Source organism: Stenotrophomonas riyadhensis (genome assembly GCF_040256885.1).
Classification (GTDB): domain Bacteria; phylum Pseudomonadota; class Gammaproteobacteria; order Xanthomonadales; family Xanthomonadaceae; genus Stenotrophomonas; species Stenotrophomonas riyadhensis.
The window spans coordinates 1334685-1359164 of record NZ_CP155568.1 but is presented as its reverse complement, the minus strand read 5'-3'; the positions used below and the strand labels follow the sequence as shown (position 1 = coordinate 1359164).

Genomic DNA, 24480 nt, shown 5'->3' with positions numbered 1-24480 from the left:
GCCCGCTGCGCTTCATGCCGGGGCCGGCGGATCGAGCTCTTCGCCGTCGAACACCCGGTTGCGACCGGCGCGCTTGGCCACGTACATGGCATGGTCGGCCCGCCGCAGCAGCCCGGCCAGGTCGTCCTCGCCGGGCCGCCACTGCGCCAGTCCGATGCTGGCGGTCACCTCCAGCCCCGGCACCTGCAGCGCCCGCCCGGCCTCGGTGATGCGCTGGCGCAGGCGGTCCAGCCGCGCCGACGCCGCCTCGCGCGGCATGCCGGGCATCAGCAGCAGGAACTCCTCGCCGCCCATCCGCACCACTTCGTCCTGGCTGCGCACCGCAGCGCGCAGCGCGCGTGCCACCGCCACCAGTACCTGATCACCCACGGCATGGCCGTGACGGTCGTTGATGTCCTTGAACAGATCGATATCGAGGAAGCCGATCACCAGCGGGCCGCGCTCACGGTCAACCTGTGCCAGGTGACGGGCCAGCTGCTGCAGGCCGGCGCGGCGATTCGGCAGTCCGGTCAGGCCGTCGGTTTCGGCCAGCTGGCGCAGTTCATCGCGCTGCTGGCGCAGCCGGCCCAGCCGCTGGTTCATGGCATAGGCGGCCATCATCAACAGCCAGGTCACCGACAGCTGCAGTGCTTCGACCCGATACTCCAGCAGCCATTCCGCACGGCAGGCATCGGCGATGATCAGGACCAGCATCGGTGCCAATGCGGCCAGTCCAGCCTGCGCCCAACGGTCGCCACGCCAGCGGGCCCATACGCCCATCAGCAATGCCAGACCACACCCCAGCAGATAGGACACCTGCAGGCCCTGCGCGACCCAGGCCAGCTGTTCCCAGCGCAGCCACGGCACCAGTACGGCCAGCGCCAGCAGGCCCCACAGCACGGTCGCCTGCAGTGGCCGCGATCGTGGCCATACGCGGTCACCGCCGTTCAGCCGCCACAGTGCCGGCAGTACCAGCGCCTGGGTGGCAGCGGTCAGCGAGAGCAGCCACCAGGCCCCGCGCTCCCCAACCGGCAGCCACGGCTCCGGGTAGCCACTGAGGCCGCCGAGGATGGCCTGCCACAGCACCAGCACCGTGGTGCCGGCAACGTAGACCAGGAAACTGCGATCGCGCGTGGTCAGGAAGGCCATCAATGCCGACAGCGCCAATGCGATCGCCACAGCGATGCAGGCAGCACGCATCAGCAGGCGGGCGGTGTCGTTCTGCTGTACCGGGCTGGGCGCGCCCAGCCGCAGGGTCGGTACCCAGCGCGCCTTCAGCGGCGTCTGCCAGGAGACCAGGAACGGCGCGTGGCTGCCCGCCGGCGGCACCGCAACCAGGCCGATGCCTGCGCGGAAGCGCGAGTCGCGGGTGCGGGCGTCGTGCATGTTGCCGCAGATTTCGCGGTCGCCGTGCTGGACCCGCACTTCGCCGGCAAAGACATTGAATACATCCAGCGCCTGTGGCTGGCCCGACCAGCCTTCCTGCGGAGCCGGTACCAGCACCTGCTGGCGGGAACCGGACAGCATCTGCGGCGTGCATGCTCGATGTGGGGTCGGTTCGTCGGTGGCGCCCCCCACCAGCAGATAATCGCGGCCCGACACGGCCACGGCGGCCTGAAGCGGCCACGGCATCGCCAACCACACCAGCAGTACGACCAGCACCGCTCCTGTTCCGTACTGCCACTGCCTGACGCCCACGCCACATCCTGTTCCTGCTTACGTCCGCGCCCACTGCGCGTCGCCCCTGGCGCGCATTATCGCAGCCGGACGTGCGTCGCACGTGTAGACCAAAGTCGCCGCCAAGCCATTCAGCCAGCCCCCTGCGGCCCTTTCACCGCGACCAGCCGCACCGGGCGCAGATCGGCCAGGGTCATCCGTTCCAGCGGCTGCGGCCGCTCGATCGCGTAGCCCTGCAGGCCCTGCACACCGAGCCGGGTCAGCGCACCCGCCACTTCGGCGGTCTCCACCCATTCGGCCACCACCTCCATCTGCAGCTCACGTCCCAGCTCGCTGATCGCGCGCACGGTGGCGTGGCTGACCGGGTCGGTATCCATGTCGCGCACGAACGCACCATCGATCTTCAGGATGTCGGCCGGCAGCTGGCGCAGGTAGCCGAACGAGGACAGGCCGGAGCCGAAGTCATCCAGCGCCATCCGGCAGCCGCGCGCCTTCACGGCGTCGATGAACGCCCGGGCCTGACTGAGATTGCTGATCGCTGCGGTCTCGGTGATCTCGAAGCACAGCTTGGAGGCCAATGCGCGGTTGCGCTCGAGCAGGTCGCAGACGAAGGCAAGGAACCCCGGTTCGGCGATCGACTGCGCGGACACATTGACGTTGCACAGGCCCAGCTGGCGCACGTGCGCCGGGCATACCTGCAGGTGGCGGAACAGCAGCCCGAGCACGTGCCGGTCCAGCGCCACCGCCATGCCGTATCGCTCCACCGCCGGCATGAACTGGCCGGGCAGATGCAGGCTGCCATCGGTACCACGCATGCGCACCAGCACCTCGTAGTGCAGGTAGGACGGATCGCCCACGCGGGCGATGCGCTGTGCATACAGCAGCATGCGGTTTTCGGCCATCGCCAGGCTGACGCCCTGCAGGCGCTCGGCCTCCTGCCGCCGCTCCTCCAGCGCCATGCGGTTCTCATTGAAGCAGTGCACGCGGTTGCGCCCGGCCTGCTTGGCCGCATAGCAGGCGCTGTCGGCGGCACTCATCAACCAGTTCACGTCCGGCGCATCGGCACTGACCTCGACCACGCCGATGCTGCAGCTCAGCTGCGGACTGCCCTCGCTGATCGGGAAGGTCGCCTGCCCCAGGTTGCGGATCACCCGTTGCAGCACGCGCTTGGCTTCGTCCTGGCCGGCATGGGCGAGAAACACCGCGAACTCGTCGGCACCCAGCCGGCCGACCCAGTCGCCATCACGCACCGCCGCCACCAGGTAATCGGCGAAACTGCGCAGCATCTGGTCACCCGCAGCATGGCCGAAGCTGTCGTTGACCAGCTTGAAGTGATCCAGATTGATGTAGCACAGCGAATGCGTGCCGCCCTCGCTGCGCACCTGCAGCAGCGAACGTTCCAGCAGCCGCTCGATCTCGCGACGGTTGATCAGGCCGGTCAGCGGATCGTGGCTGGCGTGATGCTCGATCTCACGTGCCAATGCGTGGTTCTGGCTGACATCCTCGATGATCGCGAACACCGACAGGCCACCACTGCTGTGCACGCCGGTACCACTCCAACGCCCCCAGACCAGGCTGCCGTCGCGGCGCCGGAAGCGCAGTTCGCTTGGCCGCAGCTGCCGGTCCCAGTCGATGCGGCCCACCCCATCGATGACCAGCTCGCCTTCCATCAGCAGGTCGTGCAGTGACATCTGCAGCAGCATGTCACGTCGATAATCGAGGATATCGGCCATCGCCTGGTTGGCTTCGATCACCTTGCCATCGGTGTCGAGCTTGAGCATGCCCACGTTGGCCTGGTAGAAGGCCGCACGAAAGCGGCTTTCGTGCTCGGTCAGATCCTTGCCGACACGACGCGCCAGCGCCACCGCCATCAGGCTGATCGCCAGCACCGACAGGCCACCGACCACCAGCGTCGCGATCCGTACCATCGTGGCCATCCGCAGCAGCGCCTGCGAGAACGCCTGCGCCAGTACCTGCAGCCGACGATCGAGATCGCGCAGCTGCTGCAGGTAACGGTCACGGACAGGCGCAGGCAAGGCGCTTTCGTCATGCCGCAGCTGCAGCTCGTCGACCAGGCGCTGCACCGCCATCAGGTCACCATCGGTCTGCCGCCACAACGCGGTCGCCTCGCGGAATGCGCCGATGTCACGTGCATGGCGGAAGGAGAACACCAGCCGCGGAATGTCGGCACGCGCGTTGCCGCCCTGCAGGAAACCCTGCCGGGCTTTGGCTTCATCCGGCTCGGCCTGTTCCAGCGCAAGCCGCGCCTGCAGATCACCCAATGGCACCTGCAGGGCCTGGCGTGCATCGTCCAGGTCCTGGGCATTCCCCCGCGCCAGATAACGGCTGAGCGCGGCGGTGGCTTCCTGCTGACCACGCGACCAGTAGCCCTGGCCGGCGATCCAGGCGGTGGAGGCCGCCTGCAGTTCCTGAATCAAGGCGGACAACGCGACCAATCCGATCGCCATGCCCGTCAACAACGCAAAGCGCAATCCCAGGCCACGGGTCATCGGCACCCGCCGGCTCTGCTGGTCCGTGCCACTTCTACCCATCCCGGATCCCCCCGAATGTGCTGCGGTGACAACCTCCCTTGGAACCGGCCCAGCCTATGACCGGCAATGTGTTGGCCATGCGAAAAAAGGGACGGAGGGGATTAAGTCGTTTTCGGCATAAGCGCGTGGCCTGCCATATACGACTTGATCCCCTCCGTCCCCTTTCCCAGCCCCGGAACGGACAACGCCAGCCCGAAGGCTGGCGTTGTCATCGCTACGTTGCCGCTCAGTAGCTGCGCGGGCCGCGCGGCTTGAAGCCGTCACGACGCGGCGGGCGGCTGTCGCGGTCACCGCCGCGGTCGCCACCGTGGCCACCCGGACCGCCCGGGCCACCACGACGCGGGCCACCCGGGCCGCCCGGACCACGCTTGTCAAAGCGCGGCTTGAACGGACGCGGGGCCGGGTTGGTGTCTTCACCCGGGGCCAGCGCACGCATCTGCAGCTGCTGGCCGGACACCCAGACCTTCTGCAGGTGCGACAGCACGTCCGGCGGCATCTGTGCCGGAAGGTCCAGCAGCGAGAAGTCATCGTGGATGTCGATGCGGCCGATGAAACGGCTTTCCAGGCCAGCTTCGTTGGCGATGGCGCCGACGATGTTGGCCGGCTTCACGCCGTGCTGGTGGCCGACCGAAATACGGTAGGTCTCCATGCCCTGCTCCGGCGCACCACGCGGCGGAACCTCGCGGCGCGGGCGCTGCTCGAAACCACCCTCGGCGTCGTCACGGCGCGGGCCACGCTCGAAGCGCGGACCACGCTCGTTGCGGTCGAAGCGATCACCGCGTTCCGGGCGGTCACCACGGTCGAAGCGTTCGCGCGGTGCGCGCTCTTCACGCGGGGCACGCACCGGCGGCTGCAGCAGGAACGGGGTGTCACCCTGCAGCATCTTGGCCAGCGCGGCAGCCACTTCAATGGCCGGCACGTTCTGCTCGTTCTCGAAACGCTCCAGCAGCTGGCGGTAGAAGTCCAGGCCACCGGCGCCGAGGGTTTCGCTGATGCGCGAGGTGAACTTGTTGATGCGGGTGTCGTTGACCGCTTCCACGCTCGGCAGCTGCATTTCTTCAATCGGCTGGCGGGTGGCGCGCTCGATCTGGCGCAGCATGCCCTTCTCGCGCGGGGTGGCGAACAGGATCGCCTCGCCGCTGCGGCCGGCACGACCGGTACGGCCGATGCGGTGCACGTAGCTTTCGGTGTCGTACGGGATGTCGTAGTTCAGCACGTGGCTGATGCGCTCCACGTCCAGACCGCGGGCAGCCACGTCGGTGGCGACCAGGATGTCCAGCTTGCCTTCCTTCAGCATGGCGATGGTGCGCTCACGCTGGGCCTGCTGCATGTCACCGTTGATCGCGGCAGCGGCCAGGCCACGGGCCTGCAGCTTGCTGGCCAGTTCTTCAGTGCCGGCCTTGGTACGCGCGAAGATGATCATCGCGTCGAACGGCTCGACTTCCAGGATGCGGGTCAGCGCGTCCAGCTTGTGCATGCCGCTCACCCACCAGTAACGCTGGCGGATGTTGGCCGAGGTGGTGGTCTTGGCCGCGATGGTCACTTCCACCGGGTCCTGCAGGTAGGTCTGCGCGATGCGGCGGATCTGCGGCGGCATGGTGGCCGAGAACAGGGCCACCTGGCGCTGCTCCGGCAGCTTCTTCAGCACGGCTTCGACGTCGTCGATGAAGCCCATGCGCAGCATTTCATCGGCTTCGTCCAGCACCAGCGTCTTCAGCTCGGACAGGTCCAGGGTGCTGCGGTCCAGGTGGTCGATCACGCGGCCGGGGGTACCGACCACGATGTGCACACCGCGACGCAGCGCCGACAGCTGCTGGCCGTACGGCTGGCCGCCGTACACCGGCAGCACGCGGAAGCCCGGGATCTTCGAAGAATAGGACTGGAACGCCTCGGCAACCTGGATGGCCAGTTCGCGGGTCGGTGCCAGGATCAGGGCCTGCGGCTTGATCTGCTGCAGGTCGATGTTGGACAGTACCGGCAGCGCGAAGGCAGCGGTCTTGCCGGTGCCGGTCTGGGCCTGGCCCAGCACGTCGCGGCCTTCCAGCATCGCCGGGATGGTGGCGGCCTGGATCGGCGACGGGGTTTCGTAGCCGATGGCAGTGACTGCCTGCATCACGGGCTCGGACAGGCCGAGCTGCGCAAACTGCAGCGGCGCTTGGGAATCTTGGGACATGGGGAACTCCGAAGGCACTGCCGTCTTCCTGGCAGTGCGATAAAAAAGGGATGGTCCGCGCTTTGGGCGCCCTTCTTATCGCGTGCCCTGGCGCTGCTCGGTCGGAGGAGATTTCACTCGCTCAGAGCGGAATGATACCGCATTGATCCTGAACAACGCGTACAGCTTTCCGTGCGCGTGCCGTCATGCCCCGCGCTGGCGCACAATACGCGCCCTCTTCCCCGGCCCGGCCACTGGCCTGCGCCCTCTTCCCAGGAACCCCGCTCCATGCAGATTCTCGAATTCGACCTCGACGGTGACTACGTCGAACTCAAGCAGCTGCTCAAGCTGGCCGACCTGGTCACCAGCGGCGGCGAGGCCAAGATGGTCATCGGCGATGGCCAGGTGCGGGTCGATGGCGAAGTCGAACTGCGCAAGGCCTGCAAGATCCGCGCAGGCCAGGTGGTCGAATTCGCCGACAGCCAGATCCGGGTGCTGGCCGCCGGATGATCTGAACGGGCTGATCTGAACCGGTTCAGGCCACGCGCTGGGTCAGGTGTGAGGCGATCAGCTGCCTGAACGGTGCCACGCCTTGTGCCAGACGCAGGCCCGCCGCGCGCAGCAGCCGCGCCGGGCGACGATCGTCGGTATACAGGCTGGCGATTGCATTGGTGGCCTCGTACAGCGGCCGCGACGCCAGCCGGTGACCACGCTGGTAGCTGGCCAGCATGCCAGCGGCGGCAATGTCGGCACCACGTCGCTGCTGCGCGACGATGCCCTGTGCGAGCCGCTGTGCGCTGGCCAGTCCCAGGTTGAAGCCATGCGCGGTGACCGGGTGCATGCCGACGGCGGCATCACCGATCAGCGCCGAACGCTCGCCGACGAAACGGTGCGCGTACACACCCACCAGCGGATACGCCTGCGGCGTGGCCACCGGCTGCATCCGGCCCAGGCGGTGCTCAAAGCAACCGCTGATGGCCTCACCGAAGGCCACCTCGTCCATCGCCAGCAGCTCCTCGATCTGCCGCGGCGGCAGCGTGATCACCGCCGATGCCTGGCCCTCGTTGAGTGGCAGCAGCGCCATGGTGCGGCCGTAGCCGAACCATTCCCAGGCAGTGTGGTGATGGTCGCGCTCGACCTGCATGCGGCACACCAGCATCGACTTGCCGAAGTCACGCATCTGCGCACCGATGCCGAGCATGCGGCGGGTGGCGGAGAAGCGGCTGTCAGCGGCGACCAGCAGGCGCGCGTGCAGTTGGCTGCCGTCATCGAGTGTGACCACGTGGCCCTGCGCATCGGCCTGCACGCCCAGCACCTTGCGCCCGTCGAACAGTTCCAGGCCGTCCTGCCCCTGCACGGCATCCCACGCAGCGCGGCGGATCAGATGGTTGGGTACCAGCCAGCCCAGCGGCTGGCCGTCGACCTGGCTGCTGGCGAAGGTCAGCGCGAACGGCGAGCCGCCGTTCATCACCTTGGCATCGCGCAGTTCAGCGACTTCGGCCTGCGGCAGGCGCTGCCACAGCCCCAGCTGCTCCATGCTCTGCCGCGAGGCATGGGTCAGCGCGATCTCACGGCCATCGAAGGCGGCTTCGGCCAGGGCCTGGCGCGGTTGAACTTCGACCAGCCCGACCTGCAGGCCACTGCCGGCCAGCGCGCGTGCGAAGCACAGACCCGCCGGTCCAGCGCCGACCACCACCACGTCCATCCTGCGCATGCGCGCCTCCTGCCGTTGATTCAGTCCGGGCCAGCATAGCGCCGCGCACCTGACCGGCCTTGATCTGGATCAGGCCGGGATCACAACAACGCGAACACCAGCGCCAGGATCGACAGCAGCGACACCGCCCAGACCAGGCTGCGCACGTAGGGCACGCCCGCGGCATACAGCGGCAGGTAGACCACGCGCGCCCAGAAGTAGGCCTGCGCGGCCAGCGCCGTGGTGTCGTTGCCGCGCCCGGCCACGACCACTGCGATGGCGGCGGCAGCGAAGAACGGGAACGTCTCCAGGAAGTTGGCCTGCGCACGCTGCAGGCGCCCGGCCAGCGGGCTGAGTGGCCTGGCTTCGCCATCACGCGCCGAGGCATTCCACTTCATCCCGCGCTCGCGGGTGACCACGGTGGAGGTAGCGAAGATGTAGACAAAGCCCAGCAGCACCGACCAGGCCAGCATCGTCAGTTCAGTTGCCATCGATCATCTCCTCAGGGTGCCGACGCACGCAGGCTGTAACCGGCCAGGCGCCACACCTGGTCCTCGTCGAAACGGAACGAGACGAGCTCGCGTACCGGCTGCGCGCTGTTGGCGAAACGGGTCGGGAAGCTGACGTTGATGTACAGCCCCTCCGGCACCGCGGCACCGGCGCTGTACTTGACCCGGGTGATGGTCGGCTGGCCACGCCCGGCCAGCGCGCCCAGGCGCGTGCGCTCGGCAGTCAACTGGCTGACGAAGGCGGCCTTCGGTACTGCACGGCGCGCGACGGCCGAAGCGCCATCCCACAACTCGCCTGCGCGGTTGGCATCGACCAGCTGCGCCGCCTTCACTGCGGCCGCGCCCATTTCCGCATCCTGCTTCTGCACCTGCGCCTGCTGCGCGGCAGTCAACGCCGGAGCGCCGGCCGTGGCCGGTTTCGCAGCCGCCGGCGATGCCGGTGCGGGGCGCGCGGGTGCCGGTGCAGGCGTGGCCGGCGCGGGTGCCTGCGCCAATGCGGTCAGGGGCAGCAGGGACAGCAGCAGGAGCACGCGCTTCATGGACACCGCCGGTTCTCGGGAAAGAACCGCAGTCTACGCCAGCGCGGTGAGCCGTTCGTCAGCGCGCGTGGGCGCTGCCTTCCACCGCTGCGGCATCGGCCTGCGCGGCAGGCGTGCCGGCGTCTGCTGGCGCCTGTTCGGCCACCGGCGGTGGCTCCGAAGGCGCAGGCGGCAGCGTTGCCACATCGATCTCCGACAGCGGGCTTTCTTCCGGGCACACCGCATCCGGGAAACCGAAGCGCTGCTTCAGTGCCTGGCCGCAGCTGTTGATCGATTCCATGTCGGCGCCTTCGCGCTTGCACTGCTGGTCGAAGGCGATCAGGAACGCGTCCTTGCGCTGCACGAAGTCATCGCCGCAGGCGCGCATCTGCTTGATCCGTTCCAGATCGTCCTGCACCGCGTTGGTGCCATCCAGACCGTACTGGCGTAGTTCGTCCGGCGTCAGCAGGCGCAGGCTGCGGTTGGGCACCGTCATCATCAGATCGGCCACGCCCACCGCCACGCCGTTGCGCTGCAGGTAGTCCTTTACGTTGTCGTAGACCTCGTGCAGCTCGCGGTTGAGCTCGGCGCGCGAGGTGGCCTTGGAACTGATGCGCATCATGCGGTGGATGCCGACCTTGCCCGACAGCAGGCGGTTGTCACCGGCGGCCAGCACGAACACGCACGCGCTGTGGCAGATCGAGCCCTCGCGCACCCAGATGGTCCAGCCCGATTCACCGATGCTGTCACCGGCGACGATCGCCGATTCCACCTGGCCGCCGCTGGAGTCCAGATCGAGGATGCGCTTGTGGATCTTCTGTTCATCGGCGACCACGGCAAGTCGCCACATCATTTCGGCGAAGCCCGGATTGATCTTGCCGGCGTAACGCACCCGCATCAGACCACGCTCGGCACACGGCGCCAGGGCCTGGGCAATCTGCTCGCGCTGCAGGCCCTCCAGCTCGACGCCATCGCCCGCCTCACCGGCGTACTCGGTACTGCAGCTGACCCAGGCGCGGCCATTCTCCAACTGCGCCTGCGGCCACGGCCGATCCGCCCGGCTGCGCGGCGGCGCCGGCGGTGGCGGTGCGTCAGCCGCATTGATCGACACCATGTTCTCGCCATCGCTGGCCGGCGCCCGCGCCGCCTTGTCGGCAGCGGTCACATTGCCCGGATTCTCCAGCTGACTGCAGCCCGCCAGGGCCAGGCACAACAGGGGCAACCAGCGGAATTTGGCGGACATCGGGCAACCGGGATTCATGGGAGCAAGAGCCACAGTCTACCCGTCCAGGGCGCGCATTCAGCGCGTGGCACTGAACCCCTTCTGACCCTTGGGAAAAAGCGTGCCGACCAAGGTCGCCACCCACCAACAGCATTGCGGAACGCCGTCCCAACAGGTCGCAGGAACCTGTCGAAGGCGGGGTGGGTCCGGTTGCAGGGGCGTGAGCGCCATGGATGGCGCGACCGAGCTTACAGGGACGTACTTGCAGCGCCCCCTGCAACCGGACCCACCCCGCCCACCCGCAGGAAGCCCGCTGTTGCTGTTGCTCTGGCCTCTGCGGGTGCAGGGCTGCAAGCCCTGCCAGAACCCCCTCCAGCATCCATGTCCGAATCCGGCGAGTATCCCCGCCCGCACACGCCTAGACTGGCGCCATGGACACCGCCCTCGCCCTCGACACCGCCGCCTGCGACCGCGCCCGCCTGGCCCGCGACGCACGCTTCGACGGCGTGTTCTTCACCGCCGTGCGCAGCACCGGCATCTATTGCCGTCCCGTGTGCCCGGCACCGCCACCGAAGCCGCGCAACATCACTTACTACCCGACCACGGCCGCGGCTGCGGCAGCCGGTTACCGCCCGTGCCTGCGCTGCCGCCCCGAGCTGGCACCGCAGGCGCAGCAGGCATTGGCCGGGCAGACCGTGCAGCGCGCACTGGCCCTGATCCATGGCGGCTACCTGCAGGAGCAGCCCGTCGCGGACCTCGCAGAGAAGATCGGCCTCAGCGCGCGCCAGCTGCAGCGCCTGTTCGTTGAACATCTGGGCGCAACGCCAGGGCAGATCCACGCCACCCATCGGCTGCTGCTGGCCAAGCAGCTGCTGACCGAGACCACGCTGCCGGTGACCGACGTCGCACTGGCCGCCGGCTACAACAGCCTGCGTCGTTTCAACACGGCCTTCCTGCAGGGCTGCGGCATGGCGCCGACCGCACTGCGTCGCCAGCACCAGCCGCTGGCCGCCGACGATGGCTGCCTGGTACTGCGTCTGGCATACCGGCCACCGCTGGATTTCCCGCGCATGCTGGCCTTCCTGCGCAAGCGCAGCTTGCCCGGCATCGAGCTGATCGGCGAAGACAGCTACCAGCGCGTGCTCGGCACGCCGGAGCGCCCCACCCTGCTGCGCGTCACCGCCGACCCGAAGCGCCCGGAACTGCGCCTGCAGCTGGGCGCGGTCGATCCGCGCCTGATCCCCGACATCGTGCGCCGCGTGCGTCGCGTGTTCGATCTGGATGCCGACCTGCAGCAGGTCCACGCCGCACTGGATGAGGAACCCTTGCTGGCGCGTGGCATCGCCGAGCGCCCCGGCCTGCGCGTACCCGGCGGCTGGGACGGCTTCGAGGTCGGCGTGCGCGCCGTACTCGGCCAGCAGGTCACCGTTGCCGCAGCCACGACCTTTGCGCGGCGACTGGTCGATGCTTATGGCGCGCACCTGCCGGGCATGCCGTCGGAATTCGATCGCCAGTTCCCCGCCCCCGAGGTGCTGGCTGGGGCGCCGCTGGAATCGATCGGCCTGCCGCGCAGCCGCGCCGCCACCGTACGCGCACTGGCCGCCGCCTGCGCCAGCGGCCAGCTCGACTTCGAGCCCGGTCAGGCATTGGAGGAATTCGTTGCGCGCTGCGTGGCACTGCCCGGCATTGGTCCGTGGACCGCGCAGTACATCGCCTTGCGTGGCCTCGGCCAGCCCGATGCCTTCCCTGCCGGCGACCTGGTGCTGCAGCAGGTCCTCGGCCACGCACAGGGCCAGCGCCTGAGCGAACGCGCGACCGAAGCGCGCTCGCAACCCTGGCGGCCGTGGCGCGCCTATGCCGTGCTGCACCTGTGGCACCTGTCCGGCACTTTCGTTGGAGAACCGACATGACCCTGTTGTTCGATCGTTTCGACAGCCCGATCGGCGTGCTGACCATCGCCGGTGACGAGCGTGGCCTGTCCCATGTGCTGTTCCCGGAGAACCGCCACCCGGCGCGCGGGCGCGACGACTGGCACTACGCGCCGGATGCACTGCCCGAAGCGCGCGAACAGCTGCTGCAGTTCCTGCACGGTGAACGCTGCAGCTTCGACCTGGAGCTGGCGCCACGCGGCACGCCGTTCCAGCTGCGGGTGTGGCAAGCGCTGGCGTTGATTCCGTTCGGCGAGACCTGGAGTTACCTGCAGCTGGCCCAGCACCTGGGGCAGCCCAGCGCGACCCGCGCGGTGGGCGCGGCCAATGGCCGCAATCCACTGCCGATCATCCTGCCCTGCCATCGCGTGATCGGCAGCAACGGGGCACTGACCGGCTTCGGCGGTGGCCTGGAAACCAAGGCCGCGCTGCTGCGACTGGAACAACGCCAGGCACCGCTGTTCGCCTGAGAGGGTTGGCCCGGCTGCGCCCGGCACCCGCAGAGGCTAGAGCAACAGCAACAGCGGGCTTCCTGCGCGGACCCACCCCGCCTTCGACAGGTTCCTGCGATCTGTCCGAACGTCATTCTGCGCGGCTGTGGGTAGATGTCGACCTTGGTCGACACGACAGATACACGCCATGCGTGGATGGAAGCATCAGGAATATGTCTGGAGAAAAGCCCCCTTCTTGTTGAAGGGGGCGCGCCGACAGGCGCGGGGATAAGGAAAAATGCGCGGACACGGCGCGCGATAGCGCGCCGTGTCTTGGGCGCGTCATTGCACCGGCTTATCATGCGCGGATGACTTCCGTACGCCTGACCTGCGCGCTGGCGCTGCTGCTGCCATTGGCCGCCTGCACCACCACGCCCGCCCCTACCGCCTCCGTTCCCACGTCCGTCGCTGCGGCCGCGCCGCCGAAGCTGCTGCTGATCTCGATCGACGGCCTGCGCGCCGACGCACTCGATCGCGGCCTGACCCCGAACCTGCAGCGCCTGATCGACGGCGGCGTGCGTGCACGCTGGATGACCCCGTCCTATCCCTCGCTGACCTTCCCCAACCACTACACCATCGTCACCGGCCTGCGCCCGGACCACCACGGCATCGTCAACAACAGCATGGACGATGAAGCACTGGGCCGGTTCGAGCTGAGCAACCGCGAAGCGGTCACCACCAGCGGCTGGTGGGGCGGCGAACCGATCTGGGTCGGCGCCGAGAACGCCGGGGTTCGTTCGGCCACCACCTCGTGGCCGGGCAGCGAATCGGAAATCCGCGGTGTGCGCCCGAGCCAGTGGCGCGTCTACGACGGCAAGGAACCGCTGGAGCAGCGCGCCGGCATCGTGCTCGATTGGCTTGCACAGACCGACGCCGATGCCCCCCGCCTGACCACGCTGTACATGGAACACGTGGACAAGGCCGGCCACAACTACGGCCCCGAATCGAAGCAGTATGCCAACGCCATCGTGCGCGCGGACCAGATCGTCGGCCAGGTGCTCGATGGCCTGCAGCAGCGCGGCCTGGCCGCGACCACCAACGTGATCGTGGTCTCCGACCATGGCATGGCCAGCGTCCCGGTCGGCCAGGTGATCTCCACCGAATCAATGGCCGCCCCGGCCATCGCGCGCAATGTCAGCCAGGGCCAGTCGGTGGGCTTCGCGCCGGTGGCTGGCCATGAGGCCGCCGCCGAGCACGCCCTGCTCGGTCGTCACGCGCACTACGAGTGCTGGAAAAAAGAGAACCTGCCGCCGCGGCTGCACTACGGCACCCACCCGCGCATTCCCGCCATTGTCTGCATGATGGATGAAGGCTGGGACGCCCTGCATCAGGAAAAGATCGCCAAGCGAGACCATCAGGATCGCGGCTCGCATGGCTACGACAATGCCCTGCCCTCCATGCGCGCGGTGTTCGTGGCCAGCGGCCCGTCGTTCCGCCAGGGCCTGGTGATCGACGGCTTCGACAATGTCGACGTCTACCCACTGCTGGCGCACCTGCTGCAGGTGCCGGCCGCGCCGAACGATGGCAATCCGGAAACGCTGAAGAAAACCCTGCGCTGACGCTCCTGTAGAGCCGAGCCCATGCTCGGCTGGCCGAATGCAGCCGAGCATGGGCTCGGCTCTACATAGAATCGTGTGCCGGCCTGCGCGCGGGCACAAAAAAACGCGGCGCCAGGCGCCGCGTTTTTCGTTGAACCGGCCTGGGCCGGATCAGGCCTTGGCGACGGCCTTCTTCGCCACAGCCTTCTTCGCCGGAGCCTTGGCCACGGTCTTCTTGGCAACCGGAGCAGCGGCGCCTACGGCGACCTTGCTCGCGGTGTGCGAACGGGCGTTGCCGTAGCTGGCGTTGTAGCGCTTGCCCTTGGCGGTCTTGCGGTCACCCTTACCCATGTCTTCAACTCCTCAAATGTGAAATCTGGTTACCCCGTACTGACACGGGTTCGGCGGGGCCGCCTTGCTGGGCGCCCCCGCGCACGATCGAAAATCCTATCACGGAGCGCCTAGTGCGCGCAGCTGGCGTCGTGCACGTGACCGTGGTTGAGGCGCAGGTTGACCAGGTGGGCCACACCCACCAGCAGTCCGCCGATGGTCATCACCACCGCGTGTGGCACCGCATTGTGGTGCAGCGGGTCGTACAGCACGCCGGCCCACAACGCGACCAGGCCGGGAATCAGGAAGCCCAGCGCACGCAGCGCACCGTGCCGGCGGTAGCCCCAGACCAGGCTGAACAATCCGAGCAGGGTGACGAACACCACCAGCGCCTGTTCCACCCCATCGCTCAGCCAGAACGACAGGCCCAGCGACGGCGCCGCGGCCAGCAGCACGGGGATCACCGCGCAGTGCACCGCGCACAGCATCGAACCGGTGGCGCCGAAACGGTCTAGCAGGTGGCGCAGGCGTGAGGACAGGGACATGACTTCCAGCAGGGTCGGCGAATCGTTATGGAATAATATAACATCCGTTCCCGACCCGCACGGTTTCCCTCCCCCTGTCCCGCTGACGGGATACGTGCGCCCAGCGATTGATACACTGTAACAAAGGACCCGCTCCATGCCCGCCCACACCCCGCGGTTGAAGCCGCATTCCCTTGCTCTGGCCCTCGCCGCCCTGCTGCCTTCGGTTGCCTTTGCCGCCGGCGATGACAGCGCTCATCGTGACCGCCACCTGACCGAACTGTCGTCGGTGCAGGTGACTGCCTCGCCGCTGCAGGGCGATGCCGAATCGCTGGCGCGCCCGGTCGAGGTGCTGGCCGGCGAACGCCTGGACGAGCAGAAGGCCGGCACCCTCGGCGATACCGTGGCCAAGCTGCCCGGCGTGCAGAGCACCTTCTTCGGCCCGGGCGTCGGCCGCCCGATCATCCGCGGCCAGGAAGGCCCGCGCGTGGCCGTGCTGTCCAATGGCATGGGCAACATGGATGCCTCCACCGTCAGCGCCGACCATGCCACCAGCATCGAGCCGTTCCTGGCCGACCAGATCGAAGTGCTGAAGGGCCCGGCCACGCTGCTGTTCGGCAGTGGCGCCATCGGTGGCGCGGTCAATGTGGTGGATGGCCGCATCGCCCGCGAGCTGCCGGAGCGCCCGCTCAGCGGCCGCGCCGAGCTGCGCGGCAATTCGGTGAACAACGAGCGCAGCGGCATGTTCCGCCTCGATGGCGTCAGCGGCAATGTCGTGCTGCATGTGGACGGCCTGGTGCGCAATGGCGACGACTACCGCATTCCCGGCTATGCAGTGATCGACAGCCTTGAAGACCATCACGATCACGACCATGACCACGCGGGCGAAGAAGGCGAAGAACCGCGCCGCGGCCGCCTCGACAACAGCTCGATCCGCACCCGCGCCGGCGGCGTCGGCGCGACCTGGCTGGGCGACGGCGGCTACTTCGGCGTATCGGCCAGCACCTATCGCACCAACTACGGCATTCCCAATGGCGCGCACGTGCATGCCGATGGCGATGATCATGGCCATGACCACGGCCACGACCATGGCGATGAAGAGGAAGGCGGCGACGAGCATGACGTGCGCATCGACATGGTGCAGAACCGCTTCGAGACCAAGGCCGGCATCTACAACCCGGTCTCGTTCCTGAAGAACATCAATGCACGCGTGGCCTACACCGACTACGAACACGTGGAGCTGGAAGCCGGCACGCCGTCCACCCGCTTCACCAACCGTGGCATCGAGGCGCGCCTGGAGGCCGTGCAGCAACAGATCGGCGGCTGGGACGGCGCCTTCGGCCTGCAGTTCGGCAACAGTGATTTCGGTGCCAAGGGCGAAGAGGCGTTCGTTCCGGATACCGGCACGAAGAACATCGGCCTGTTCGTGCTGCAGGAAAAGCAGTTCGGTCCGTTCAAGCTGGAACTGGGCGGCCGCCACGACCAGGTCAAGCTGGACCCGACCGGTGACTATCGCCGCCGCACCTTCGGCGCCACCAACCTGTCTGCGGCCGGCATCTGGAAGCTCAACGATGCCGTTGACCTGCGCATCGGCGTGGACAGCTCCGAGCGTGCACCGACCAACGAAGAGCTGTATGCCGCCGGCGCACACATCGCCACCCGCTCGCTGGAAATCGGTGACGCCAACCTGAAGACCGAGCGCGGCCAGCGCGTGGAACTGGGCATCCACACCCACAGCGAACGCCTGGACTTCTCGGCGTCGGTCTACCAGACCAAATTCAAGGACTTCATCTACCTGGCCGACACCGGCGTTACCGAGGGTCTGCCGGTCCGCGCCTGGACGCAACAGGATGCGGTGTTCCGCGGTGCCGAAGCCGAAGCGCTGGTGCATCTGTTCGAAGGCGGCGCCGGTGATTGGGACCTGCGCGTGTTCGGCGACTACGTGAAGGCCAAGCTTGATGGCAACGGCAGCCGCAACCTGGACATCGCCGTGCCGCATGGCGACCACAACCACAACTACAGCGTGGAGCTGGCCAACACCGGCTACCTGCCGCGCATCGCCCCGGCCCGCGTCGGCGCCGACCTGCGCTGGTCGAAGGACGGCTGGCGCGCCTCGGTCGGTGCGGTCCGCTACAGCCGCCAGAAGGATGTCGCCCAGAACGAAGCGCCGAGCGACGGCTACACCCTGGTCGACGCGCATCTGGCCTACCGCTGGGATCGCAACGCGAGCAACAGCTACGAGGTGTTCCTGGATGGCAGCAACCTGACCAACCGCGAAGTGCGTCCGCATACCTCGCTGCTGCGTGATTACTCGCCGCTGCCGGGCCGTGGTGTCGCATTCGGCATCCGCGCGTTCTTCTGACCGGGCTACGCCGTCGGAACGTTACCTAAGGGGGCCGGAAGGCCCCCTTTTTCTGTCGCATATGGCATGAACTGGTGAAAATGGTGCTATGCCTCCGCGACACCATCCGTTGCGCAGCTAGACTCAATCAGGCGTCAATTCAATAGACAAACTGAGCGGAAACACCTGCATGGCCATGAGTCTCGATGCCGAACTGGAAGAACGCTTCCTTGCAACCGCCAAGCGTGGGAGAACCGCTTGGCTGGCCGGCGACATTGCGGAGGCAGAGCATCGCTTCCTTGAAAGCTGGGACATGATTCCGGAGCCGAAATCTGCTTATGAATACGGCCAGATTTCATCGTATGGAATAGCCATCTTCTATCGCGATACCGCTCAGTTTGAAAAGGCCAGAGAGTGGGCGATGGTCGCCAGAGGCATCTATGGAGAAGGCGAAGCCTCGAGCGAGTACATGGATGAACTTGCAGCCACCATCCAGTTCGAATCGGGAAATCTGGATGCGGCCTACGCCTTGTTCGAACCCCAGTACCGGAAGTACGGCCGTCGCGTCTTCGAGGGCCACAAGAAAGAGTTCATCGCTTTCATCAAGAACAGGAAGAAGACTTGATGAGCGGATCAGCCAGCCACTAGCCAGATCCCTTCTGCGCCAGCTTTTCATCCACGCATGGCGTGGATCTACTGCGTCCTGAAGGAGCGTTCGAGCTTCCGTCTTCGTTCCAGCAGGATCCATCACACACCCGTCACAAAGATGTGCGTACCACAACAAGCGGACAATCCCGTCACTCAAAGTCTCGCCAATCGGACACTTTTGTCCGAAAATAATTCCATGACTGCCCAACGTGCCGATGCTGCTGCCCGCCGTGCCCTCATCCTCGATGCCGCCGATCACGTGTTCGGCCAACATGGTGTCACCGCCCCGCTGGACCTGGTGGTCGAACGCGCCCAGGTGGGCCGCGCCACCCTGTACCGCAACTTCCCCGACCGCACCGCGCTGATCCAGGCCCTGCTGCAACGTACGGTCGACCGTATCCGGCGCCAGGTCGAGCAGCTAGGCGACCGCGACGATGCCCTGTTCGAAGTGTTCGAGGGTATGGCCCAGCGCATCATCGATTCGCCGGCACTGGCCGATTACTGGCGTGCAGTCGATTCGGACGTGCCGGCCATGCGCACCGCGCGCGAGACCGTGCGCGATCTGCTGGAAGCACCGATCGCCCGTGCCAAGGCCGCCGGCCTGTGCCGTGCCGACCTGGAGAAGACGGATATTTCACTGATCTCGGGCATGCTGGGCGCGGCCCTGCGCGGCAAGACCCGCGACGAGCGCGCCCACCTGGCCGGGCGTGCCCTGCAGCTGCTGCGCGGGGGTCTCCAGGGAGCAACCAGCGAGGCCCGCTGATGGTCCAGCCGTATCTGAAGCCGGTTCCGGATTGGGAGGAGCACGAGAAGCCGACCATGCCCGGTTCGGCGTCGATGCCCTGGCACCCACCGTATCGACGCGTGGCCTATGCACTGGTGTCGCTGCTGGTGGCGATCACCGGTGGCCTCGGCAATGCGCTGGTCACCGCCAACCTGCCCTTCCTGCAGGGCCAGCTGGCACTGACCCCGACCCAGGGCAGCTGGCTGGTGGCGGCCTATGCAATGGTCAACGTCACGGCCAACCTGCTGGCCTTCAAGTTCCGCCAGCAGTACGGCATCCGCCTGTTCGCCGAGATCGGGCTGGGCCTGTACGCGGCGCTGGCGGTACTGCACCTGTTCGTCGGCAGCTTCGAGACCACGATGCTGACCCGCGCCGCCAGCGGCTTCGCGGGTGCGGCCTGTTCGACACTGGGCACGCTCTACATGCTGCAGGCGCTGCCGCGCCGCTTTACCGGCAATCTGCTGGTGGTTGGCGTCGGCCTTTCGCAGCTGGCGGTGCCGATCGCCTGGATCGTTTCACCAGGCCTGGTCGATACCGGCCAATGGCACCAGCTCTACTCATTCGAAGCCGGGCTGGCACTGTGCGCGTTCGCGGCAGTGGTGGTGCTGAAGCTGCCGCCCGGCATCCAGGTGAAGGCGTTCGAACCGCTGGACTTCCTCACGTTCGCCCTGCTTGCACCGGCCGTCGCACTGCTGGTGATCGTGCTGGCGCAGGGCTACACCCGCTGGTGGCTCAACACGCCATGGCTGGGCTGGGCGCTGGTCGCCTCGATCGTGCTCTCCACCACTGCCTTCATCATCGAACACTACCGGCGCAATCCACTGCTGCAGATCCGCTGGCTGTCGAAGCTGCCGGTGCTGCACTTCATCGTCGGCGCGTTCCTGATCCGCTTCCTGACCACCGAGCAGTCCTATGGCGTGGTCAACCTGATGCGCACGCTGGGCATGGGCCCGGACCAGATGCGCCCGCTGTTCGTAGTGATCCTCGCGGGCGTGGTCACCGGCATCGCCGGTGCCTCGCTGACCTTCGGCCCGAAGCGGCTGATCGCGCAGCTGCTGATGGCGATCCTGCTGCTCGGCGCTGCCGCCTTCTTCGATCAGCACCGCACCAGCATGGATCGACCGCACGACTTCTACGTCAGCCAGTTCCTGGCCTCGGTCGGTGCCGGCATGTTCATGGGCCCGTTGATCATGCTCGGCATTTCCGCCGCGCTGAAACAGGGCGTGGACCACATGATCACCTTCCTGGTGACGCTGTCGATCACCCAGACGCTGGGCGGCCTGGCCGGTTCGGCGGTGCTGGGTACCTTCCAGCTGCACCGCGAGCAGCTGTACTCCAGCGCGTTGACCAGCCAGCTCGACCCGGCCGACCCGGTGGTGGCGCAGCGCCTGCGCATCCAGCAGCAGCTGTACAGCGCACAGATCACCGACCCGGTGCTGCGCAGCGCGCAGGGCAGCGCGCAGCTGGCGCAGACCACGCGCCGCGAAGCCAACGTGCGTGGCTTCAATGATGTGTTCACGCTGAGCGGTTGGCTGGCGATCGGCTTCCTGGGCTGGTTGCTGCTGCTGTCGCTGCGCACCGCCGTGCTCAAGCAATGGCGCAAGCGCCACCCCACCTCCCCCGCTGCGGTCACGCCGGCCGCGCCCCGCTGAGTCCTCCTCCATGCCTCCCGTCCCGCCCCGCCCCGACGACATCGACGCCGACAACGTCACTCCACCGCCGCCGACCGATGCGGCGCCTGCGCCCACGCCCGCGGCACCGGCTGCCGCGCCGAAGTACCTCAAGCCCAGCGCGCGCAGCGTGGTGGTGATGGTGGTGGTGGCCTTGCTGGGCATTGCGCTGATCCTGCGCGCCTGGCACCTGTGGCCGTTCACCAGCAGCGTGATGGTGACCGACAACGCCTATGTGCGCGGGCAGATCACGGTGATGGCGCCACAGGTGAACGGCTACGTGACCGAAGTGCTGGTGAAGGACTTCCAGCACGTGAGGGAGGGCGAGCCGCTGCTGCGCATCGATGACCGCATTTACACGCAGCGTGTCGCCCAGGCGCAGGCGACGCTGGACAGCGCACGTGCGGCACTGGCCAACTCGGACCAGTCGCAGGCGCAGAACCGTGCGCAGATCGCCTCCGCACACGCCACATTGTCGGCCGGCCAGGCGGAGCTGCAACGCTCGCGCAACGAGCTGAAGCGCTACGAGGAACTGGCCGCGCAGCAACTGGTGTCGGTCAACGACCGCGACAAGTTCCGCACCACCCAGGCCTCGGCACAGGCCAGCGTGCAGCAGTCGCAGGCGCAGATCCGCATCGCCGAGGAAACGCTGGTGTCGACCCAGGTGGCGCGCAAGAGCCTGGAGGCCCAGGTGGAAAGTGCACAGGCACAACTGGAACTGGCGCGCATCGACCTGGCCAACACGGTGATCCACGCACCGCGCGACGGCCAGATCAGCGAAGCCAGCGTGCGCGTGGGCCAGTACGTCGCCGCCGGTTCGCAGCTGCTGTTCCTGGTGCCTGACACGCTATGGGTGGTGGCCAACTACAAGGAAGGCCAGACCTGGGGCATGGCGATCGGTCAGCCGGCCACGTTCTCGGTGGACGCGTTCCAGGGCCAGGTGCTGCGCGGCCGCGTGCAGGAGATCGCACCCGCCACAGGTTCGGAGTTCAGCGTGCTGCGCCCGGACAACGCCAGCGGCAACTTCACCAAGGTGGTGCAGCGGCTGCCGGTGCGGATATCGATCAATGAAGGTCAGACGCTGGCCGCGCAGCTGCGGCCCGGCATGTCGGTGATCGTCCGGGTGGATACCCGGTCCAAGCCGATGGACTAGGGTGCAGGCTGCTGACTGCCTTCACCCCATTGATCCGCTACCGTTGCGGATCTGGATCAGGATCGCTGGAAGACGATGAAATTCACGACACTGGCCAGGCGGGCGGCCAAGGACATGCTGGAAGCGGAAGATCTGATCGCCTTCGTGCAGGAGCACGGCGCCGAAGGTGGCGAGGAGATTGAGCGGCTGCGGATACTGCACGGTTGGCCGGATGATGGCCTGCTGGGCGATGGTAGCCGGGTCGTACCGTTCGGCGGCTGGGCCAAGGCCTGTACCGCCTGGGGACGCCAGGGCGTTGAAGGCCTGCGCGATATGCTGGGTGACCCCCAGCTGGCAGTGTTCGCGCTCGGCACACTGGCCGATGTGAGTGGCCCCGCAGCCATTGCCGTCCTGCTGGACTTTGCCGAACGCGCTGACTGGTCGCGTGCGGGCACACCGCGTGATCTGCCCTGCCAGGCGATTTACTGCCTCAATACTGCGCTTTCGGGGAAGACCGGCGTTGAGGTTACACCCGGCATGCAGGCGTCGATGCTGCGTATCGCCAAGCTCATCTGGGACGCCAGGGTGCCCAATGTGCATTTCCTGGCGCAGGCACTGTATTTCGTGCGCCATGCCGACCCGGTACCAGCGCTCGCCTGGGTCGAGCAGTTGCGGGTGGACGACCCTGTACTGGTCGACGCACAGCGCAGCGTCCTGAAACGTCTGAAAGAGCACGCCGCCCGGGACTGAGCGTGCGGCTCAGTCCGGGTATGCGCCGCGACTCAGCCCGCGCAGCGCGCGCAGAGGCCGTGCACTTCCAGGGTCTGCGCCTGCGGCTGGAAGCCCAGCTCCTTGGCGCGCTTCTCCAGCTGGGTGACGATCTCGCGGTCTTCCAGCTCCACAGCACTGTGGCAGCTGTTGCAGATCAGGAACGGCACCGAGTGCGCGGCACTGCTGGGATGGTGGCAGGCCACGAAGGCATTGACCGATTCCAGCTTGTGCACAAAGCCATTGGCCATCAGGAAATCCAGCGCGCGGTACACGGTGGGCGGGGCATCAGCGCCCACGCCCTTGCCGTTGCGCACCCATTCCAGCAGCTCGTAGGCCTTGACCGGCTTGCCGGCCTCGGCGATCAGCTTCAGTACATTGGCGCGGATCGGGGTCAGGCGCAGCCCGCGTTCGCGCGAGACACGCTCGACCACCGCCACGAAATCCGACGCGTCGTGGACGTGGTGGTGCGGGGCGGTACAGGCAGTGGCGGTCTTGGCGGGCATGCGTGTTCTCCGGTTCGGGCCTGGCAAGGATGCCTCAGGCCGTTGCTACCTTGGTGATGGCCACATCAATGCGTTTCAAGGCCTGCTCGCGGCCGGCCAGGTACACGGTATGGGAAATGTCAGGACTGACCTGGGTACCGGTGATGGCCACGCGCAGCGGCTGGGCGACCTTGCCCATGCCGATCTCCAGCGCGGCGGCCGCGTCGTGCAGGGCGACGCCCACCGATTCGGCGGTCCACTCCGGCAACGCTGCCAGCAGCTCGCGGGCCTTGCCCAGCGCCACCTCGGCACCGGCCTTGAAGTGCTTGGCCACCGCCGCTTCGTCGTACTCGGTCAGCGGCTGGTACCAGACCACCGCCTTCTCGGCCATTTCCTTCAGGGTCTGCACGCGTTCACGCAGGGCGACCACCACGTCCTCCGGGGCGGGGCCGGCGGCCACGTCCAGGCCCAGCTTCTGCAGCTGGTAGACCAGGTGCGGCACGATCGCGGCCACATCCTCGGTCTTCAGGAAGTGCTGGTTGACCCAGCCCAGCTTGGCCATGTCCAGGCGCGAGGCCTTGGAGTTGCAGTCCTTCACGTCGAACAGGTCGATCAGCTCCTGGCGGCTGAACAGCTCCTGGTCGCCGTGCGACCAGCCCAGGCGGGCCAGGTAGCTCAGCAGCGCATCGGGCAGGTAGCCGGCGTCCTTGTACTGCATCACGTCGGCCGCACCGGTGCGCTTGGACAGCTTGGCGCCCTGCTCGTCGAGGATCATCGGCATGTGGCCGAACTTCGGCACCGGCGCGCCGATGCCTTCGTACAGGTTGATCTGGCGCGGGGTGTTGTTGATGTGGTCGTCGCCGCGGATGACCTCGGTGATGCCCATGTCCCAGTCGTCCACCACCACCGCGAAGTTGTAGGTGGGGTAGCCGTCCGGGCGGAAGATGACCATGTCATCCAGCTCGCTGTTGGCGATCTCGATGCGGCCCTTGATCAGGTCGTCGAACACCACCGTGCCTTGCAGCGGGTTCTTGAAGCGGATGACGCGGTTCGGGTCGTCCTTGCGCGGCAGGCCCAGTTCGCGTGCAGCGCCGTTGTAGCGCGGCTTCTCCTGCTTGGCCATGGCGGCCTCGCGCATCGCGTCCAGCTCTTCGCGGGTCTCATAGGCGTAGTACGCCTTGCCGTCCGCCACCAGCTGCTCGGCCACTTCCAGGTAACGGGCGACGCGGTCGGTCTGGTAGATCGGGCCTTCGTCATAGTCCAGGCCCAGCCACTCCATCGCCTCCAGGATCGCGTCGATCGCGCCCTGGGTGCTGCGTTCACGGTCTGTGTCCTCGATGCGCAGCACGAACTCGCCGCCACGGTGGCGGGCCTCCAGCCAGCAGTACAGCGCGGTGCGGGCACCGCCGATGTGCAGATAACCGGTGGGGCTGGGGGCGAAGCGGGTGCGGCAGGTCATGGACGGCTCGAGGAACGGGAATCCCCCGATTTTACCAGCCCGCCGCCCCCGACGGAAAAAGGGGACGGAGGGGATTAAGT

General features: G+C 67.3%; 21 protein-coding genes. 10 read left to right on the top strand and 11 right to left on the bottom strand.

Features of this window, described 5'->3' with window-relative positions:
• Positions 1-12: 12 nt before the first annotated feature.
• From SriyCCGPB3_RS06350 to SriyCCGPB3_RS06340, 3 genes are all read right to left on the bottom strand, one after another.
• Positions 13-1677 (bottom strand): sensor domain-containing diguanylate cyclase, encoded by a 1665-nt coding sequence (locus SriyCCGPB3_RS06350; protein WP_324187372.1) that lies wholly within the window; start codon positions 1675-1677, stop codon positions 13-15.
• A 110-nt stretch (positions 1678-1787) separates the two neighbouring features.
• Positions 1788-4208 carry a putative bifunctional diguanylate cyclase/phosphodiesterase gene (locus SriyCCGPB3_RS06345; protein ID WP_153856877.1) on the bottom strand — a complete coding sequence of 807 codons (2421 nt, stop codon included), beginning with the start codon at positions 4206-4208 and terminating at the stop codon, positions 1788-1790.
• A 226-nt stretch (positions 4209-4434) separates the two neighbouring features.
• Complete coding sequence (locus SriyCCGPB3_RS06340) at positions 4435-6381, bottom strand: DEAD/DEAH box helicase (protein WP_075674956.1); 1947 nt, start codon at positions 6379-6381, stop codon at positions 4435-4437.
• 267 nt (positions 6382-6648) lie between these two features.
• Here SriyCCGPB3_RS06340 and SriyCCGPB3_RS06335 point away from each other — a divergent pair, with 267 nt between their 5' ends.
• A complete protein-coding gene (locus tag SriyCCGPB3_RS06335) occupies positions 6649-6870 on the top strand; it encodes an RNA-binding S4 domain-containing protein (RefSeq protein WP_010486399.1) in 222 nt (73 codons plus the stop codon).
• A gap of 25 nt (positions 6871-6895) precedes the next feature.
• Here the strand turns inward: SriyCCGPB3_RS06335 and ubiM are convergent, their stop codons facing one another.
• From ubiM to SriyCCGPB3_RS06315, 4 genes are all read right to left on the bottom strand, one after another.
• On the bottom strand, positions 6896-8074 hold the full coding sequence (ubiM, locus tag SriyCCGPB3_RS06330; protein WP_110711681.1) for a 5-demethoxyubiquinol-8 5-hydroxylase UbiM: 1179 nt from the start codon (positions 8072-8074) through the stop codon (positions 6896-6898).
• An 80-nt stretch (positions 8075-8154) separates the two neighbouring features.
• Positions 8155-8544, bottom strand: a complete 390-nt coding sequence (locus SriyCCGPB3_RS06325; RefSeq protein ID WP_032128357.1) for an MAPEG family protein — start codon at positions 8542-8544, stop codon at positions 8155-8157.
• An 11-nt stretch (positions 8545-8555) separates the two neighbouring features.
• Positions 8556-9101: a DUF4019 domain-containing protein gene (locus SriyCCGPB3_RS06320; protein ID WP_032128358.1), complete on the bottom strand. Its 546-nt coding sequence runs from the start codon at positions 9099-9101 to the stop codon at positions 8556-8558.
• Positions 9102-9159: 58 nt separating this feature from the next.
• Complete coding sequence (locus SriyCCGPB3_RS06315; protein WP_153856876.1) at positions 9160-10323, bottom strand: hypothetical protein; 1164 nt, start codon at positions 10321-10323, stop codon at positions 9160-9162.
• Between the two features lie 410 nt (positions 10324-10733).
• Between SriyCCGPB3_RS06315 and SriyCCGPB3_RS06310 the strand changes: the two genes are divergently transcribed.
• The 3 genes from SriyCCGPB3_RS06310 (at position 10734) to SriyCCGPB3_RS06300 (ending at position 14280) form a co-directional block, all read left to right on the top strand.
• Positions 10734-12212 carry an AlkA N-terminal domain-containing protein gene (locus tag SriyCCGPB3_RS06310; protein ID WP_153856875.1) on the top strand — a complete coding sequence of 493 codons (1479 nt, stop codon included), beginning with the start codon at positions 10734-10736 and terminating at the stop codon, positions 12210-12212.
• Positions 12209-12700 (top strand): methylated-DNA--[protein]-cysteine S-methyltransferase, encoded by a 492-nt coding sequence (locus SriyCCGPB3_RS06305; RefSeq protein ID WP_110711676.1) that lies wholly within the window; start codon positions 12209-12211, stop codon positions 12698-12700. The genes SriyCCGPB3_RS06310 and SriyCCGPB3_RS06305 overlap by 4 nt, the downstream gene beginning before the upstream one ends.
• A 329-nt stretch (positions 12701-13029) precedes the next feature.
• On the top strand, positions 13030-14280 hold the full coding sequence (locus SriyCCGPB3_RS06300; protein ID WP_153856874.1) for an ectonucleotide pyrophosphatase/phosphodiesterase: 1251 nt from the start codon (positions 13030-13032) through the stop codon (positions 14278-14280).
• 150 nt (positions 14281-14430) lie between these two features.
• On the opposite strand, the gene SriyCCGPB3_RS06295 is transcribed toward SriyCCGPB3_RS06300, so the two are convergent.
• Both SriyCCGPB3_RS06295 and SriyCCGPB3_RS06290 read right to left on the bottom strand, forming a co-directional pair.
• On the bottom strand, positions 14431-14610 hold the full coding sequence (locus SriyCCGPB3_RS06295) for a 30S ribosomal protein THX (RefSeq protein WP_004150462.1): 180 nt from the start codon (positions 14608-14610) through the stop codon (positions 14431-14433).
• 110 nt (positions 14611-14720) lie between these two features.
• The gene (locus SriyCCGPB3_RS06290) at positions 14721-15134 is read right to left on the bottom strand and encodes a MerC domain-containing protein (RefSeq protein ID WP_008264835.1); all 414 of its coding nucleotides are present in this window, start codon (positions 15132-15134) and stop codon (positions 14721-14723) included.
• Between the two features lie 136 nt (positions 15135-15270).
• Here SriyCCGPB3_RS06290 and SriyCCGPB3_RS06285 point away from each other — a divergent pair, with 136 nt between their 5' ends.
• The 6 genes from SriyCCGPB3_RS06285 to SriyCCGPB3_RS06260 all read left to right on the top strand — a co-directional run bounded on the left by SriyCCGPB3_RS06285 (position 15271) and on the right by SriyCCGPB3_RS06260 (position 22438).
• On the top strand, positions 15271-17475 hold the full coding sequence (locus SriyCCGPB3_RS06285; RefSeq protein ID WP_153856873.1) for a TonB-dependent receptor: 2205 nt from the start codon (positions 15271-15273) through the stop codon (positions 17473-17475).
• A 169-nt stretch (positions 17476-17644) separates the two neighbouring features.
• Positions 17645-18079, top strand: a complete 435-nt coding sequence (locus tag SriyCCGPB3_RS06280; protein WP_153856872.1) for a hypothetical protein — start codon at positions 17645-17647, stop codon at positions 18077-18079.
• 219 nt (positions 18080-18298) lie between these two features.
• Positions 18299-18865 carry a TetR/AcrR family transcriptional regulator gene (locus tag SriyCCGPB3_RS06275; protein ID WP_010483118.1) on the top strand — a complete coding sequence of 189 codons (567 nt, stop codon included), beginning with the start codon at positions 18299-18301 and terminating at the stop codon, positions 18863-18865.
• Complete coding sequence (locus tag SriyCCGPB3_RS06270) at positions 18865-20538, top strand: MFS transporter (protein ID WP_132809655.1); 1674 nt, start codon at positions 18865-18867, stop codon at positions 20536-20538. The genes SriyCCGPB3_RS06275 and SriyCCGPB3_RS06270 overlap by 1 nt, the downstream gene beginning before the upstream one ends.
• Before the next feature lie 10 nt (positions 20539-20548).
• Positions 20549-21709, top strand: coding sequence for an HlyD family secretion protein (locus SriyCCGPB3_RS06265; protein ID WP_180854201.1), 1161 nt, complete (start codon positions 20549-20551; stop codon positions 21707-21709).
• Between the two features lie 75 nt (positions 21710-21784).
• Positions 21785-22438, top strand: a complete 654-nt coding sequence (locus tag SriyCCGPB3_RS06260) for a hypothetical protein (protein WP_153856869.1) — start codon at positions 21785-21787, stop codon at positions 22436-22438.
• Between the two features lie 32 nt (positions 22439-22470).
• Here SriyCCGPB3_RS06260 and SriyCCGPB3_RS06255 read toward each other — a convergent pair whose 3' ends face one another.
• Positions 22471-22962, bottom strand: a complete 492-nt coding sequence (locus SriyCCGPB3_RS06255; protein ID WP_004150412.1) for a Fur family transcriptional regulator — start codon at positions 22960-22962, stop codon at positions 22471-22473.
• Between the two features lie 34 nt (positions 22963-22996).
• On the bottom strand, positions 22997-24400 hold the full coding sequence (gene gltX / locus SriyCCGPB3_RS06250) for a glutamate--tRNA ligase (RefSeq protein WP_153856868.1): 1404 nt from the start codon (positions 24398-24400) through the stop codon (positions 22997-22999).
• Positions 24401-24480 lie beyond the last annotated feature (80 nt).